Here is a 16227-nt window from a genome sequence, read left to right as displayed (position 1 = left end):
ACCACTAGGTTAATGCTATGACGATTAAGATTTCACAGCGGCATATCTTACGACGAGATAAGTGGTTGCTTTCGTGCCTTACTTGGATACCGATTTTGCTCGCGATGATGATTTGGGGAGTGTTCTCTGCGGGCATTGCCCGGGATCTGCCAATCGGTGTGGTTGATCTACAACATTCCCAACTTTCTCGAAAGCTCATTCAATCTTTGGATGCGTCGTCGAGTCTGGCTGTTAATTATCACTACACCAGTGCAAGCGAAGCAAAAAATGCGATGATTGAAGGCGATATCTACGCTTACGCGGTCATCCCATCTAAGTTCGATCAAGATATTCTCCAACACCGCCAACCTCAACTTTCTGTCTTCTACAACAGTCAGTACATTTTGGTTGCGAAACTGGTCAACTCTGCCGTTGCGCAAGCACAAGGCTATTTCGATGCTCAGGTTGAAGTAATGGGCAACTTGGCTAAGGGTAACACTACAACGTTAGCCGCGGCTGGACAGGCTGTACCCGTGTCGACACAAATAACCGCATTATTTAACCGTAACAATAACTACGCTCAATTTTTGGTAACGGCTATCGTGCCAGCCATTTGGCAAATATGTATTGTAGTAAGCACTATTTTGATTCTTACCGCGCACTTTCGCATTTATGGTGGAAAGAATGGCTTTGCGTTTTTGGGCGAAAAGCCATACGCCAAGCTCACTTCCCTATTAAGTCAGTACATTCCGGTCTTTATGGCGCAAGGTGCATTGTTCTTATACTGGTTTTATTCCGTGCTTGATTGGCCAATGGAAGGCAGTTTTTTGGTTATGCTATTAGCACAATTGGCGACGGTTATCGCCTGTATCATTATGGGGGCGTTGTTCTTCTTCTTGTCGATGGATCCTGCACGTGCGATGAGTTTTGCTGGCGCGTTTACGGCTCCAAGTTTCGCGTTCATGGGAATTACATTCCCAGTTTCTGACATGAACACGCTCGCTTATGCATGGCGTTCATTATTGCCGATTACCCATTACATTGAAGTGCAAGTGAGTCAAGCAAGCTATGGAGCATCGGCCGCACAATCTTTAAGCTCGCTATGGCCTATGGTTGGCTACGTTGTGCCCCTGCTCATTACCGCAGCCTTGATGGGTAAACATCGAACAGCTTCATCAACACGCCAAGCGAAGGAGGCGGTATGACATTGTGGCAACTGATTAAAGCGGAACTAAAGGCCGTTCTAACCAATCCAGTCGTTACGTTGACCGTTTTTGGTGGTGTCGTATTTTACTCGTTTTTATACCCTTTGCCTTATGCACAACAAACGCCTCGTGAACAACCAATCGCGATTGTTAATTTAGATGGTAGTCAGACGAGTTTAAAGCTGGAACGTATGGTTGATGCCACCCCACAAGTCAACGTAGTCACTCGACTTCATACGATTGCCGATGCAAAGCAAGCATTTTTACAACGAGAGATCACCGGTTTTTTAGTCATACCGGAACACTTTTACAAAGACCTAATGCTAGGTAAAAGCCCGACTCTAGCCTACGCTGCGGACGCCTCGTATTTTCTCGTGTACGGAACCGTGGTAGAAGGATTGGCCCAAGCTGGAGGCACATTAGGGGCCCAAGTGAAAGTCAGTAAAATGGTGATAGATGGTGTGCCCATGAGTATGGCTAGCCATAATTACTCTGCTATTAAGCTTAATATGAAACCGACGTTCAACCCAACCATGGGTTACATCGAATACGTAGTGCCGGCAGTATTTGTTCTGATTTTACAACAAACGTTGATCATGGCGGTTGGATTACAAACGGGAACACAGCGTCATGGTCGTGGCTATTGGTCACAAGTATCAACGGGATCGCTGCTGCTTGTGAGAACGTTAGTATTTGTGGCAATTTATTATTTACTCGGCGCCTATTATTTTGGTTTTAGCTTCGAACGCTTAAACGTAAACCATATCGCCAACGCGGGCGAATTGCTAGCTATGTTGTTCCCGTTCTTTTTAGGTTGTTGCGGACTAGGCTTCTGGCTAGGCTACTTATTACCTCGGCGTGAACTTGTCACCTTAGTCGTCTTAGTGAGCTCTATGCCGCTCATTTTCTTGGCGGGTTTTATTTGGCCGATTGAAGCCATTCCTGCTCCCCTACTATGGATTGCAGATTTAAGTCCAAGTACATGGGCGATCAAAGCTTTCTTAGCGCTAAACCAAATGGGGGCAACCTGGCAACAAGTCGCTCCACATTGGACGGCACTTTGGGCACTCACCGTGCTTTGGGGTAGCGTTGCGTACTGGATTGCTAAGCGCAATAACAAGCCAGTTGTAACAGAAAGTCTAAGTTGATTTCTCTCTACAGCTCAAAGATATAATCACAAATCAAAAACCTGATGGACGATCTGAGGGGCGAAGTATCGCCCCTTTTTTATTGGCGACGTTAGCCAACGTGATTGGAAAGTTCGTTTAGCATGCTTCAGCCTCTCTAAATGGCACCTTCGGAACGATCCCATGACCTTATCGACAAATAGTTGATTTTTTGGAAGCATTGTTTATGTCACATGTTGTAACATTGCTTACCTAACGTATTGTAACAAGAGAGAATTGGATGTCTAAAGCGGAATCATCTTCCAGAAAGTTAAGCTTTATTATTATTGGCCTCGTTTTTGTGGTTTGGCTATATAGCTTGTGGGCTGATCGAGTAACACCAATCACTGGCACCGCTCGGATTCATTCTTATCTTGTCCGTATTACTCCAGAGGTTTCGGGGAACCTAACTGAAATCCATGTTCGTAATAATCAAGTCGTTAATGCTGGTGATGTGCTTTTCGAAATTGATCCAAGAGATTATCAAATTAATCTGCGTTCAGCCGAAGCAAACTTAGCCATTGCTGGCCAAAACATTGGAGCCAACACAGCGGCTGTTGAAGTGGCACAAGCTAAGGTCATTGAATCACTCGCAGCTCGTGACAACGCAAGAGAACAAGCAGCTCGCGTAACCGAGCTCGCCGCAAAAGGGGTATTGAGTAAATCTGAGCTAGACAACGCCATCGAAGCCAAAGCACGAGCTCAAGCCACATTAGAGGCAGCAGAAGCGTCCTTAGCTCAAGCCAAGCATAATCTTGGTCCCGAAGGGCAAGATAATCCCCAGATTCTCGCAGCTATAGCAAATCTAGAAAAAGCGCAACTCGACTTACAACGAACGAAAGTGATTGCTCCATCAAAGGGGATCGTTTCTAACTTACAACTCACTGTTGGGCAAAAAGCGACGACTGGCTCACCTCTTGTCACTTTCATTGATCCGAGAGGCGTGTGGGTATCAGCGCTTGTTCGCGAAAACTCACTCGAGCATGTTCGTGCGGGACAAAAAACAAAGATTGTGTTGGATGCTTTACCTGGCAGAGTGTTTGAAGGGCGAGTAGAAAGCATTGGTTGGGGTACTGGTGGCAGTAACGACGTCGATCCGACAACTGGCTTTTTGGTTGCAGACAATAATTCCTTAAACGCACAGCGCTATCCTGTAAATATTGTTTTTGAAGGCGGAGATATTCCCGAAAACGTACGTTATGGTTCGAAAGCAACGGTCGCTTTTTTAACTGAGCAAAGCACCTTTGGAGAGTGGCTGGCCTCTTTCTGGATGAGAGTGTTGAGTATCTGGACTTATGTTTCATAGTTCAGCAAACCCAATCATTAGATTGGTTTTCACTCCGATTCTTTTACTGTTTTACTTACAGTATTCAGGTGCTCCTACTCCCTTTATCGCGCCAATATTCGTTGTAATTTTTCTAACACTGATGCCATCTAAACCCCCGTTCAACATGATGTTGAAATTGCTGGTAATACTCTCACTTCTCAGCTTTGGCATCGTAACTTTAGCAGGAGCGCTCATGAGCTCTCCTAGTGGCTTCTTACTGTTTACTTGGTCACTTCTCTGTTGGAGTTATTACCGAAGTCATCGCGATCCCAAAGACATCGTTTCGACACTCACTTTGATTGTTGTATTGATTATCGTGGTCACAAGCCAACAAATGGAGTTGTCGCTTGAGGGGTTGCCATGGGTCTTATTTACTAGTTTCATCGTTGCGTTGGTTGCCACATACATTAGCTTTTGGCTATTCCCTGGGGACGAAAAAGATATACAACCAGACCAAACCACTCTTGATGGTGCAAACGAACATATCGGGCTTATCGTCTTTAAAGCAACCGCATTGTGTGTTGTTTTGTACGCGCTAATATCATCTGGAAGCTCTCAAACGCTATTGATCGCAATAACATTTGGCAGCATGATTAAGCACCCAATTAATCAAGACAGTCATTCCTTTGGGCGGTATCGAATTATCACTACAAGCCTAGGGATCTTGTTTACTATTCCATGCATGCTTGCAGTAGCCACAGGTGCACCTACTTACGTTGTACTTGGCGTTACCATCTTTTGTGGCCTGCAACTAGCGTGTTTTGCAATACGTCGACAGACACACTTAACCATCTATCAATTGCTTTTTACTAACTTCACTGTGCTGACTTACCAGATTATTAACAATACGGGCATCGAATCATTTTCTGCTCAAATGACTCGATTCGTCTCTATTTCTATCGCTATAGTTCTAGGGGTACTGGTTCTCAATTTATTTAGATCAGAGCAAGAGGTGAAATAACTGCAGCCTCTCTTTCTTAAACTAACAGCGGCTGAGCGATATGAGCTTTCTCATTGAACGAAGCTTGAATAAATAAAAAAAAGCATCGATCTTATACTCACATACAGAGGATTACTCCCTCCCAATAACCATTAACGTCCAATCAGAAGAAAAGAATTTTTCAAGTAAAAAAACAAGACTCGAATTGAGTCTTGTTTATAAATGTGGTCTGGATGAATACGGTTATGGCGTCGCTTTAAAATCGCGGATTAGCTTCTCCCGATACGCCGTAACAACCCTCATGATAGAGTCTTTTACATCCCCTATTTGCTTAGAGGGTTGACACCAAAGGCCAAAACCAAACTTAAAGCCTTCTAGTAATTCACAGACTTCAACGGGCTCTATATCATTATTAGCAAATTCGGAATGAGCCAGCGTTCTAGGAAGAATCGCCCACCCTAGCCCTGCTTCAACCATTTTTACAACAAGAGCCAACTGATCGACTTCTTCATGATTCGAACTGACGATAACTTTTTCACCCATTCCTTCTTCAATGAAAGATCGCAACACAAATTGCTTGCTATTCCTCAACGCAGTTAACACTTGGTCGGGTGCCATAGAAGCCAGTTCACCACCTTTCTGGACAAAGGGAACAAATTCAAAGTGACCTAAAAACGTCGAGTCTAGACTGTGTATTGCACGGCTATCATGTACATTGACAATACCGAACTGGTACTCACCAGTCGCTAAACCTTCTTTGATCTCGTTACGGTTACGAACAAAAAAGTTAACTCGCATCATCGGAAAATCTGCCGCTAATTGAACACGAAGTAACACCAGCAAACGATGTGGGATAGCACTAGAATAGGCAATACTGACACTCTCTAAGCCACCATGAGCAAGGCTCAATGCGACTTTGTCGAACGTACGGGCTTGTTCAATTGTTTGCTTTGCATAGTGGTAAAGAAGGCGAGCATCTTCAGTGGGTTCTACGGAACGGCCAACCCGAGTAAACAAGCTCACAGCAAGTAAATCTTCTAAGTTCGTAACAACCTGCCCGATGGTTGTTCTGTGCTTATTCAATTTTACAGCGGCTTTGCTAAACGAAAGCTCCTCGTAAACAGCAACGAATGCCAATAGTTGTTCAAAACTAAAATTCATAGGTTTTCTTATATCTTAGGGCTACATGGCTAAACTATCACAAGTTATTGAGAATGCTAGCTCGAAAGAGCGACGGTTAACCCGAGGCTTTTATCTTCATCATTAGATACGTAGTTATTCCGCACGTAAATGCGAAAACTTATCGCACTCACACTCCCCTTAAAGCACGTTCGACATTAGACGTAACTCATTATGAACTCTCTAAAAAATACATTGATGGATTTGATCCTACAAAAGCGATTATTACATTTGTAGGATTTCTCTTATCTTTGCATTCATCAAATAAATAGAGAAAAGCACTATGAACTCAATACCACATGAGCTTGTGTGGGGTGAAGTTTACTTCCCCCCCTTGTTGCTGGTTATTGCATTGGCTTACATTCTCACCATTTTGGTTGGAACCGTTGCAACAAAATTAGGGGTACACAAATACGTTGCGTTTCCAGCACTTGCTGAGCTGAGCCTAATTGTGATTTTTACTGGCGTTATTGGTCGATTCATAACCATCTTTTGAGGCAAATTCCGTGATAAAACGTTATCTAATCACATTTTTATTACTGTGTTCCGCTGGCACTGTGATTTTCAGTTACTACCAATCATACTCAAACAATCCTTGGACTAGAGATGGTCATGTCAGCGCGTATATTGTGTCTATAACGCCCCGTGTAACCGGGCAAGTCATCAAGGTATATGTTGAAGACAACTCCCAAGTTAATGCGGGCGACTTACTGTTTGAAATTGACCCAAGCATTTATAAAGCGCCTTACCACAAAGCCCAGGCGGCTCAAAAGCAAGCCATTGCGTTGTTAGCGAAAGCCAAAAATGAAGAACAACGTGCACTGGAACTAGAAAAGCGTACACCTGGCGCGGTATCTGTGCTGACGTTGAACAATTTGAACAACGCCGTAGAGACAGCAATCGCAAACGTGGAGCTGGCGAAAGCAAACGTGGAGCTGGCGAAAGCAAACGTCGAAGAAGCAAAACTGAACCTTGATTACACCAAGGTGTACGCTCCAACGAATGGTTACATCACCAATTTTAATCTGCGCACCGGCTCCCAAGTTGTCGCAAACTCACCAGTTGTAGCATTAATTGATGAAGACAGCTTTTGGATCGAAGGCTATTTCAAAGAAACGGATTTAGTTGGTGTTGATCCACAAGATAAAGCATACGTGACCTTAATGATGCACGACGAAATGGTGCTGGAAGGTAAAATCAAGAGCATTGGTTATGGCATCGCGAAGCAAGACGGTAGTACAGGTAACAACCTTCTGCCTAATGTGAATCCTAATTTTCAGTGGATACGCTTAGCTCAACGCATTCCAATTAAAGTGAAATTAGACAACTTACCAAAAGATTTTCAACTACGCGTCGGTATGACGGCATCCATCAAAATAATCAAACAATAAGTGCGGTGAAATGTATGTTTAATGCCTCAACCAAAGAAGCAATTAAAGCTGCGCTGTCTATCGTTATCGCAATCTGCCTCGCCTTATGGTTTCAATGGGAGAAACCCTATTGGGCAGCGATCGCCGTCGCGGTAATGGCATTAAATGAAAGCTTCGCTCACTCGATAAACAAAGGTCATAACCGCCTAGTGGGAACCCTACTGGGCATTGGCTATGCCTTTTTCCTCATCACAGCATTTTCTCAAGATCGCTTCTTGTTCCTGACTTTTTTTACCCTATTTTTAGGTGTATGCATTTTCATGTCGAGCGACGAAAAGTACGGTTATGTGTTCTCCATAGGCTTTGCGGTGTGCTCTATCATCGCTTGTATGGGAGGGTTTGATAGTCAAGTGACGTTCCATTTCGCAGTACTTCGAATGCAGGAAACTATTCTTGGCATCATTACCTTCTCCGTTGTTTATCGTTTGGTTTGGCCAGTGAATACTGAAGAGAATTTCATTCAACGCTTTGAGAGCAGCCGTGAGGTGTTGCTTAAAGCTATAGACAAACCAAATGACATTGATATTGATGCCCTTGAAACCAACACAGCAAACATTGAGAAGATGTGCCAACTACTGGGATTACCGCTCACGGGCAGTTACCACCTCAAAGAACATCGAAAGCTGTGGCATCAGCGCCTCGAAGAGATGAAACGTATTCAAGAACGATTACTTGAACAAGTGGAAAAGCCCCACTGTGATGATATTGACTGGAAACCTGTGGCTCAAAACCTGACGCTATTTAATATCGCTCAGCCAACCACGCATCTAATTGGTCGTACCTTATTGACAGAACAAGTGAAACAGAAAACATCTTGGCATCGTGAACACCGGACTTTCATACAGCACTTGAAAGAAGACCGCAGAAAGGTTTTGCAAGGCCTATCGATGTTTATCACCTCGTTATTGGTTTGGATTTATCTCCCTGTACCAGGTGGGTTTATCTTCCCTATGTTGGCCGGTGTCTTTTCATCAATAGTACCTACAATGCCTCCTAGCGTTGTTAAAGATGCCTTCTTTGGCGTTTTGGGAACAGGTTCAGTGATACTGCTGCAATACATCTTCTTGATGCCCATGATGACTGAGCTATGGCAACTAGGGTTATTTTATTTCATCAATATTATTTTGATTTGGGAGGTATTTTCTACACCACAGCTGATGATCCATAGAGTCTTAGGCGTCAATTTATTGGTGGTATTAACCTCAGGCGCACTTAACTTGACCCCGGAGTATCGTATCGAAACACCTTTACTCATGCTGGTAAACATCATGCTCATTTTGATGATCGCCAAGTTATTTAATGACCTGTTTCATCCCCGCGTAACCGCTTAAACAAGTAATTAAACTTAATAAGGAAATGCTTTGAACAATGGTTAGATCAAATTACATAATGGCAAATAACACCGCCCGAAAAGGTAAAAATTAAAGACCAAACCAACACACTTTGAACAGGAAACATATGAAATATCAGCGGTGGGAATACTTTAATATCACGAAATGAGAATAATATTTGAGGTTGAAGATCCCAACATGTAGCTAAAGATGCGCCTCTTTTGAGCCGAGGATGCTTGATCAAATACTCAGCATAGGATGAATAAACCGTCCACAACCCTAACAGCCCAAATAACTCGATGATAGAAATAACTTCCAGACTAAATGGCAATAGTGAAGGCCCACCAATGAGTAAGATAATTGCGAAGATCCACATCTTATTTTTCATTACACATCCTTGTTGCTGATTTACGCTTATGTATTACCAATAACAACACCAAGTAAAAGCTGTTGGCCATAAAAACGCAACCCAACGTTGAACTTTTCATGTCAAGCGCTGGGTTGTGTTTTTTTAAGTACTTTTAAATGTAAAATCAGTCAGTTAAACTAGATCGAAGGACAGTTTCCTTTTTCTGCCATGTCTACTTTTAGTACTTCTGCTTTACCTTTGCTTTCGTCCACGAGTTCTACGCCCGCACCACCAACAAATACACCCATTTTAATGTATTGATTAATGAAATAATTACGGCCCTCTTCCGTTAAGATAGTTAAGTGATTTTCAGAAAACTCAGACTCTGTACTTACTTGATGTTCTTTATTGCCTTCGACCTCATGGTAGAAGAATACACCAGGAGCTGTTTCACCAATACATTCCCCATCGACGTAAACATACTTTTTAAGCGCTGCTCCGACAAAAGCATCTTCTCGATAAATGTAAATCCCTGCGTTCCCCTTTTGAGGTGCTTCAAATGATTTCATTTGATTTGATACTGTCGAATCAACAGTAGGAACAGAAGCACAACCTGACAAACCCAAAAGGAATGCGGAACACAGAATTACTTTATTTTTCATGTTATTAACCTAGCTACGATAAAATCGCGCCAACCATACTATAAATAAATACGTTCACTTATTGGTATTTATGAAATTTGTGATTCAACCTATGCAATAGCACTCATTTTACGTATAGGTTGAGCAAACATTAGCCATATAAAAATCACGAGAATAAAATGCCCTGTATCTAACGATCACTAAATGCCACTTTACTCGCTAGACTGATAAGCAGAATACCCGAAACACCTTCAAGAGTTCTAGAGTAACGCTGAGAGTGTGAACGACTAAATACCCAATTCCCCACAGATGCGTACAAAACGTTACATGTCGTCGCAAGTGCGCTGAACAGCAAGCCAAGTACTAATAATTGCATTGATGTTGAGCTTGCAGACGTATCAATAAATTGAGGCAGAAATGACAGGAAGAATAACGCTACTTTTGGATTCAACACGCTGACAATAACCCCCTGAACAAACACATTTTTATTATTATCAACATTTTTGTTTTCAACGATTTTACTTTCTCCACGCCACATGGACAGTAATGACTTAACACCTAAATAAACTAGGTAAGCGGCCCCTAACCATTTAACAACGCTAAAAGCCAAAGATGAACTCAGAATTATTGCTGACAAACCTAAACATGCCGCTAGTGTATGAAAAAAGTAACCAACACCAAGCCCCAGAGCCGCTTTCAGCCCAGCAGATAATTTACCTTTCATTGTATTGGAAACAATATAAATTACATCAGGTCCAGGAATCATGTTGATAGCGAGACAAGCGACAACAAATAATAATAGTGAGTTTGAATCCATTCTTTTCTCCAAATTAACGTCTTGCGGGATAACATCTCATCGAACTATAAGTAATGCAACGTCTAGGTTTCCGTTGGTTATCAAGGCGTTGACCGTAGTTCATTAACGTGCCTGCCATCGCAGGCCCGGGGCTAGCTATAGCTGATACGACAATCAGTGAATAATTTATCCCTTCCATTTTTACTCTAAGCCTCCACATGGAGTTTTATCAACGCTTATCGCGGAATAATGTACATCAGAAGCGTAATCCTGATTAACGCGCCAAGTGTCACGAATCAAGCTGGGGCTCTCTGGTATTTTACTGCTCCAAAATAACATCAAATCCACCATAAATGAGACGCTTTCCATCAAAGGGCATTGGGTTATTCTCAGGACTCATTCGAGGATCACCCATGATCCGCTGCCACCCTGAGTCTCGAACTTCTTTTGAAGGCCAGACTACCCATGAAAACACAACGGTTTCGTTGCTTTCAGCTTTAACTGCCATGGGAAATGATGTGATCTCACCATCTGGTACTTCACTTCCCCACGTCTCAATAACCTTTAAGGCCCCAAACTCCCTGAACATTTCTGCTGCTATTTTTGCGTGTGCGATATACTTTTCTTTATTCGCTGTCGGTACTGCAGCGACAACCCCATCAATGTATGACATAAGTAAACTCCTTTCATTAGAGTTATAACCATAGCTCAATAAAAAGAATGCACATGATGCCAAATCATAGAAGCAGGTACGTAATACAGCTTGAGAGCTACATTCCTAGCTTGGACTTTATATGCATATTTGAAAGGTATGTGTTTGGATCTAGCTTAGTTAGCGTATTTATAATTTCCAGAACGCTCGAATACTCAATACGTTCCTCTTCTGCATGCCCGATCCCACCTATTGTAAAGTGAGTAAAGCGGTAATCACGATAAACGTTTTGCAGCTGGCTAGAAATATCTTTGAGTAATCTTTTACTGAGGGCGAATGCAGGGTATTCACTACTTTCTGAAAGCTCTGCTGTAGAGCCAATAGATACAATATTGCATTTATCGTTAAGTGAACCTAAAGCGTTAAGCTCATTGACTAAATTAAGATACCCAATCGGGCCAACATTCATAAACTCAATCAGTTCGTTTGTTGTCAATTCTGAAGACTCTCCCCACATCGACGCCAAATAAACTATGATGTCAAACTCTACACCTTTGAAGCACGTGTAATCTGGTTTTTTCTCCGGACTAACATCAAGACGAACAGAAGCTACTCCATCCTCAACTAGCTTTGATCTAGAAATAGTATAAGTTTCTGTATCCTGTAAGTTCGTAGCCAAGAACCTTCCTAGACCCTTGCTACCTCCAACGATTAAAATCTGCATAACCCTATTCCTTGGTTAAGGTTGTCTTTCATATTGTCCGCCAAACTGTGCATTAGGCATCACTTTAACGTTTCTATTGTTTGCCTCTGGCCCTACTTAGTTCTATCTTCAATTTCATCGAATGATTCAACTGAAATACGCTCTGCAATTTCACTCATCTTCTTCATTTTTTCTGGGTTATTAGTTCCCCAAAACCGCTCCCAGTCTTCACGTGTTCGCCACTTGGCAATAGTTAAAACCTTTTCCGGTACATCGTAAGAACGAAGCATAAAACTACCAAACGCCCCATCTACTGACTGATGAATTGAATCTGTCGTCGAACGCCAGATATTTTGAAACTCATCCATTTTTTCACTTGGCACACGCCATTCATACACAACTCTAAACATAACACTTCCATTAAAATTTCTAGATTTAACACGGCAAAGTATCAAGAACACTAGGCCAGGTGAATAGATGAATAAAGCAACATAGTAGAGCGTAGAGCAACCTAAAAAACAAAGCGTAAACGCTCTAAATCACTCCGATTCGATTAGTCATGCACATATTCAAAGATTTGGTATTGACGTTTAACATTGGCTGTTACTTTTCCCCAATGTGATGCTTGAACTCTTTCCTGATGTTGTTTAAAAGAGGCTTTGTCGACGAACTCCTCATAGACATCAAAACGAAAAGGATTAGTCGGGCTTTGAGTCACAAGAAAAGTAAGGCAGCCCGGCTCTTCTAGCGTGAGCCTTTTGTGAGTTATTAACTCATGCTTTACTAATTCTAAATCCTTTTCCGGAACTAAAATAAAGCCTTTCAATGCTACCTTCGACATATCATCCTCCCGCTCCTATCGTGTAGCGTTTCGTTAAGAAGTAGCCAACACGCCCTCTATCTCAATCATCATATCGCAAATGTGAATCTCACCATGAACTAATATGCCACGTGTATCGACTTACGAGCATAAGGTTATCTCAACCCTTTCTTTGCCTTTCCCGATGTTCTTGCGTTTTAGTTGAATTTGGCCGACTTCTGATGTGCGCTTTAAATGAGTGCCACCGCAAGGTACTTGCGCAAACCCATCCACTCTCCAATACCTTCTTTCACTCTCTTGATCGGAAAAGTCACTAATAATAACTGAATCAGAGTTAATCAAATCTTGCACATCAGTTTCAATTTCTTTCAATAACGGACCAATATTTTCAGACCACTCGAAATCTATGCGACTCTTATTTTCAGAAATATGCGCGCCTATCTTAACAATGCCTTCCCGATGCTGATAAAACATCTCGAGCACCACTTCGGCAGCAAAGTGTAGCTTCATTAAGGCGTACCTACGCTTCCAATCAACACGCGTGGTTACAGTGTCACCAAAAGTAAAATTTGGAGTAGATTCCAATGTGTAAATAAGTCGAACCCCTAACTTTTGAGCAATCAAAACCGGAATACCATTAATCGTTCCTTTATCACTCTCTTGACCTCCAGACTCCGCAAAGAAGATAGTCTGATCCAATTCAACCTTATTTCCGTCTACATTGGTCACTCTTGAGTTAAGTTCTGTTTGGTAGGGATTAACCCAAAATAATTTCTCGCTCATGCTGCTATCCTTGCAGTAAGTCCTATCCTTGATAGTACATTCAGTGTCTACCAAGTCAATCCGAGAAACCTCAACGTCAAGTGTAAGGCTACGTATAGAGCGCTGGCAGGCTATATCTATTAGATGCTTTTAAGGCTGGATATTAAGCGCTATCCAGAGGTTTAGCTAACAACCCATAAATTGCGGAATCTGATACGACTCCATTCACTTCCCAGCGCTGCCATACTCGTCTAGATTTGATAAACTTGAAACCGCTCGGGGCTAAAACCTTATCAATCTCCAAAATGAAAGCTTCGGAATGTTCTTTATTCATAATTACGTACTGATTCTGATTGCGTAACACCGAATTGAGGTGTGAGCAAGGCCACCACCTAAGCGAAGCTGTTCCACCCTGAAAACAAAGCCCGACTTGAACCCAAGCCCCCAGCGCTGTCAATTTTTTAAACAAGCTAGTGAACTACCACCACTGTTCTCACTAACTTATCACCGAGCCGTTGCCTCTTTTTACCAAGAATGAAAATTGAGTCAATAAAACCGAAGAATGGAGTAATAATATTTCTAAAAAGTGACTGAAAAATATTGCACCTTTTACCCGTTCTTGCACTTATAACTGCAATGCCCAAAAGTTTTTTACCCACACTTTGACCATTTGGTAAACAATCAGAAAAAAGGTAATACGATACAGTCGCAGTTACTCCCATAGCGCGAACAAGCTCTTTTTCAATACCGATTTCTAAGCCGCCCCATAAAACGAGAGTAAAAATGCTAAAACTGACAAAAAGATCAATCATTTGTCCAACACACCTAATTCCCGGACTAGCCAAAACGTAATTTTCTAGAGTAAAGTTTTCTACATTTTTCATTTTAAAATTTGGACTAACAATTGTTTATTTGTGGACTAACGTTATGGGATGAGTAACATCCCCACCAAAACTAATCCATAGTGCCGTACAGCAGGTCAAACCTAAAGAGCCAAGCATTTTTCTCCCTTTTAAACACTTTACTACACTCGCTCTAAAGACTGGATTGGTAATATTTCAACATCTCTTCTTGATTAAGCGCTTTATTTTCTAACTTTTGTTGATCTTTAAAGATTTGAGCTAATGAAGGGAGAATTGAGCGATTGACTTTATAGTCATCAGACCAAAGTTTCCCTCTCATCACAGCTTTCGCACAATGAAAGTACATACTCTCGATGACTATTTTGATAACAACCTTAGGATCTTTACTTCCATCGGGGCAAGCAGATATCAATTTGGGGTCTGTGTGAATACTTGCAATTCCTTTAATACGCAGTACTTCATCAATACCATTTACCATCAATAACAACCCAACTTTGGGGTTACTAATGATATTTTTTAGACTATCTATACGATTGTTTCCCGAGCTATCAGGGAACAACAATGTTGATTCATCTAAAACTTTTACGAAGCCAGGTTCCCCTCCTTTCGGAGAGAGATCGATATAGCCTTGTGTATCGGCGGTACTTAGAACTGCAAAATGGCAATTATTAATTAATGTAATCGCATGAACATCCAGGGCAGGCAACGCTTTATTTTTAGCTCTCGCACTTGGCTCTGCGTAAATTTCTTTTAACTGCTCTATTGTTTTAATTTCACTCATTCAATGCTGTCCCTTCACTATCGTATAATGCTTTGCTTGGAAGTAAGCAGAACCCTGACTTCTGCATAGTCACTCAACCTAACGCAAAGTAAAAATGCTACGCGTGCAAATTACCTCTTCAACGCTTTGTTATCTAACGGCTTAAAGTTTTTCACTGAACTCCCCACACTGCTTACACTTATAACCGTGCTTGTAAAAGAACAATGGAAAACCCAGTAAAATAAAGACTAAGAAAGCTGGACGCTTACCTTTTGTAAATGTATATAGCTCTTTACTACCACAGTTAGGGCAAACATCTTTTCCTTCATCAACGGCAAGTTCATTTTCTAATGATTCTGAGAAATCACTGCTAAATATTTGTTTCGCGTCTTCTGCATCACTTTTGGCCACCATCAGACGAACGCCGCCCATTGCATTTGAATAAAGCCACTGAGTATTCACCGTGTGCTCGTCAGCGATGTAACTTTCTATTCCGATACTATCTAGGCTTGCTCTCGCAATATGAGCTTCATGAGGAAAAGAAAACCTTGCTACAACAATCACATATTACTCCTTGTGGAAAAACGCTCTCGTAAGGTATAAGCTACGCGAATTGCAAGTGCCACGTGTAGCGTTTCTTTTCAAACTGTTTATTAACCCACTACAGACTAGTACATATACCCTAACCAATCTATATGACCAACAGCCCAAGTTTTGCCGCTGATAGGTTTAACATATAAATCATCGACTTGCTCTATAGCAACACCGTAATTTTTATGTTCATGAACTCGCAACCAAGAACTTAGAGAGTTAAGGAGCACATAACCATTAGCCACATAAAAACGATCCAAATCGGAGACTAAAATGATGAAGTCGACATCTTTAGTTGACGCATACTCGCTGAGTTGAGACAACATTGTTGTACCAATACCTTGTCTTTGAACTGTGCTCTCGACACAAAAGTCACTCACACCTAATACTTTATAAATTTCATCACCAACGCGAACAGCTCTGTAGTCTAATCCCATATAACCAACTAACTGGTCACCTTCGTACTTCAGAACTCTCATATGCGGGAGTTGCTTATAGTAAGAACGAGCAACCTGATGTTCAGGAAACGACTTGTTTCTCAGAGCCTCAATTGCATTATGCTGCGCTTTAGATAACTCTATTTCTGGGTAAATATCCATATTTGACCTTTGAGGGCTAATGACCTGTTAAAGAGTGATCAACACAATACCGAAACTCCCGCATACCGCCTTAATCACTGAGCTCAACGCATAGTTAAAATGCCACGCATTGCGAATCTATCTTAAACGCTATG

General features: G+C 41.8%; 20 protein-coding genes and 1 pseudogene. 7 read left to right on the top strand and 14 right to left on the bottom strand.

Annotated features, from left to right (window positions below):
- Positions 1 to 17: 17 nt before the first annotated feature.
- The 4 genes from NL644_RS12660 (at position 18) to NL644_RS12645 (ending at position 4638) form a co-directional block, all read left to right on the top strand.
- Complete coding sequence (locus NL644_RS12660; protein WP_114322271.1) at positions 18 to 1184, top strand: ABC transporter permease; 1167 nt, start codon at positions 18 to 20, stop codon at positions 1182 to 1184.
- Entirely contained in the window at positions 1181 to 2332 is a 1152-nt protein-coding gene (locus NL644_RS12655; protein ID WP_074191253.1) for an ABC transporter permease, read from the top strand. The genes NL644_RS12660 and NL644_RS12655 overlap by 4 nt, the downstream gene beginning before the upstream one ends.
- A gap of 259 nt (positions 2333 to 2591) precedes the next feature.
- A complete protein-coding gene (locus NL644_RS12650; protein WP_046875202.1) occupies positions 2592 to 3656 on the top strand; it encodes an HlyD family secretion protein in 1065 nt (354 codons plus the stop codon).
- The gene (locus NL644_RS12645; RefSeq protein ID WP_114324196.1) at positions 3646 to 4638 is read left to right on the top strand and encodes a DUF2955 domain-containing protein; all 993 of its coding nucleotides are present in this window, start codon (positions 3646 to 3648) and stop codon (positions 4636 to 4638) included. Before NL644_RS12650 ends, NL644_RS12645 begins: the two co-directional genes overlap by 11 nt.
- A 222-nt stretch (positions 4639 to 4860) precedes the next feature.
- On the opposite strand, the gene NL644_RS12640 is transcribed toward NL644_RS12645, so the two are convergent.
- Positions 4861 to 5778: a LysR family transcriptional regulator gene (locus NL644_RS12640; protein WP_253658443.1), complete on the bottom strand. Its 918-nt coding sequence runs from the start codon at positions 5776 to 5778 to the stop codon at positions 4861 to 4863.
- 301 nt (positions 5779 to 6079) lie between these two features.
- Between NL644_RS12640 and NL644_RS12635 the strand changes: the two genes are divergently transcribed.
- Genes NL644_RS12635 through NL644_RS12625 form a run of 3 tightly spaced genes read left to right on the top strand, consistent with a single transcriptional unit; the run spans position 6080 to position 8557 of the window.
- Positions 6080 to 6292 (top strand): DUF1656 domain-containing protein, encoded by a 213-nt coding sequence (locus NL644_RS12635; RefSeq protein WP_005397347.1) that lies wholly within the window; start codon positions 6080 to 6082, stop codon positions 6290 to 6292.
- 10 nt (positions 6293 to 6302) lie between these two features.
- Positions 6303 to 7187: an HlyD family secretion protein gene (locus NL644_RS12630; protein WP_253658442.1), complete on the top strand. Its 885-nt coding sequence runs from the start codon at positions 6303 to 6305 to the stop codon at positions 7185 to 7187.
- Positions 7188 to 7201: 14 nt separating this feature from the next.
- Entirely contained in the window at positions 7202 to 8557 is a 1356-nt protein-coding gene (locus tag NL644_RS12625; protein WP_046875198.1) for an FUSC family protein, read from the top strand.
- A 46-nt stretch (positions 8558 to 8603) separates the two neighbouring features.
- Here NL644_RS12625 and NL644_RS12620 read toward each other — a convergent pair whose 3' ends face one another.
- The 13 genes and pseudogenes from NL644_RS12620 to NL644_RS12565 all read right to left on the bottom strand — a co-directional run bounded on the left by NL644_RS12620 (position 8604) and on the right by NL644_RS12565 (position 16093).
- Positions 8604 to 8945, bottom strand: coding sequence for a hypothetical protein (locus NL644_RS12620; protein WP_041852946.1), 342 nt, complete (start codon positions 8943 to 8945; stop codon positions 8604 to 8606).
- A 158-nt stretch (positions 8946 to 9103) separates the two neighbouring features.
- Entirely contained in the window at positions 9104 to 9568 is a 465-nt protein-coding gene (locus NL644_RS12615) for a DUF2846 domain-containing protein (protein ID WP_114324200.1), read from the bottom strand.
- A gap of 169 nt (positions 9569 to 9737) precedes the next feature.
- Positions 9738 to 10364 carry a LysE family translocator gene (locus NL644_RS12610; protein ID WP_114324201.1) on the bottom strand — a complete coding sequence of 209 codons (627 nt, stop codon included), beginning with the start codon at positions 10362 to 10364 and terminating at the stop codon, positions 9738 to 9740.
- Between the two features lie 298 nt (positions 10365 to 10662).
- Positions 10663 to 11016 carry a DUF1428 domain-containing protein gene (locus NL644_RS12605; RefSeq protein WP_114324202.1) on the bottom strand — a complete coding sequence of 118 codons (354 nt, stop codon included), beginning with the start codon at positions 11014 to 11016 and terminating at the stop codon, positions 10663 to 10665.
- A gap of 97 nt (positions 11017 to 11113) precedes the next feature.
- The gene (locus tag NL644_RS12600) at positions 11114 to 11719 is read right to left on the bottom strand and encodes a hypothetical protein (RefSeq protein WP_114324203.1); all 606 of its coding nucleotides are present in this window, start codon (positions 11717 to 11719) and stop codon (positions 11114 to 11116) included.
- Positions 11720 to 11811: 92 nt separating this feature from the next.
- The gene (locus NL644_RS12595) at positions 11812 to 12108 is read right to left on the bottom strand and encodes an antibiotic biosynthesis monooxygenase (protein ID WP_047009856.1); all 297 of its coding nucleotides are present in this window, start codon (positions 12106 to 12108) and stop codon (positions 11812 to 11814) included.
- 143 nt (positions 12109 to 12251) lie between these two features.
- Positions 12252 to 12539, bottom strand: coding sequence for a putative quinol monooxygenase (locus tag NL644_RS12590; protein WP_047009857.1), 288 nt, complete (start codon positions 12537 to 12539; stop codon positions 12252 to 12254).
- A 120-nt stretch (positions 12540 to 12659) separates the two neighbouring features.
- The gene (locus NL644_RS12585; RefSeq protein ID WP_253658441.1) at positions 12660 to 13301 is read right to left on the bottom strand and encodes an alanyl-tRNA editing protein; all 642 of its coding nucleotides are present in this window, start codon (positions 13299 to 13301) and stop codon (positions 12660 to 12662) included.
- A 142-nt stretch (positions 13302 to 13443) separates the two neighbouring features.
- Positions 13444 to 13545 (bottom strand): annotated as a pseudogene (locus tag NL644_RS23110) (GNAT family N-acetyltransferase); the annotation flags it as partial.
- A 205-nt stretch (positions 13546 to 13750) separates the two neighbouring features.
- A complete protein-coding gene (locus NL644_RS12580; RefSeq protein ID WP_301338968.1) occupies positions 13751 to 14164 on the bottom strand; it encodes an RDD family protein in 414 nt (137 codons plus the stop codon).
- Positions 14165 to 14315: 151 nt separating this feature from the next.
- Complete coding sequence (locus NL644_RS12575; protein ID WP_114324205.1) at positions 14316 to 14924, bottom strand: pyridoxamine 5'-phosphate oxidase family protein; 609 nt, start codon at positions 14922 to 14924, stop codon at positions 14316 to 14318.
- Positions 14925 to 15065: 141 nt separating this feature from the next.
- Positions 15066 to 15467: a DUF2007 domain-containing protein gene (locus NL644_RS12570; protein ID WP_114324206.1), complete on the bottom strand. Its 402-nt coding sequence runs from the start codon at positions 15465 to 15467 to the stop codon at positions 15066 to 15068.
- 104 nt (positions 15468 to 15571) lie between these two features.
- The gene (locus tag NL644_RS12565; RefSeq protein ID WP_114324207.1) at positions 15572 to 16093 is read right to left on the bottom strand and encodes a GNAT family N-acetyltransferase; all 522 of its coding nucleotides are present in this window, start codon (positions 16091 to 16093) and stop codon (positions 15572 to 15574) included.
- Positions 16094 to 16227 lie beyond the last annotated feature (134 nt).

Source organism: Vibrio sp. Y10_XG_PY6, assembly GCF_024181795.1.
Classification (GTDB): Bacteria; Pseudomonadota; Gammaproteobacteria; order Enterobacterales; family Vibrionaceae; genus Vibrio; species Vibrio diabolicus.
This window is presented reverse-complemented; position numbering and strand designations above follow the sequence as displayed.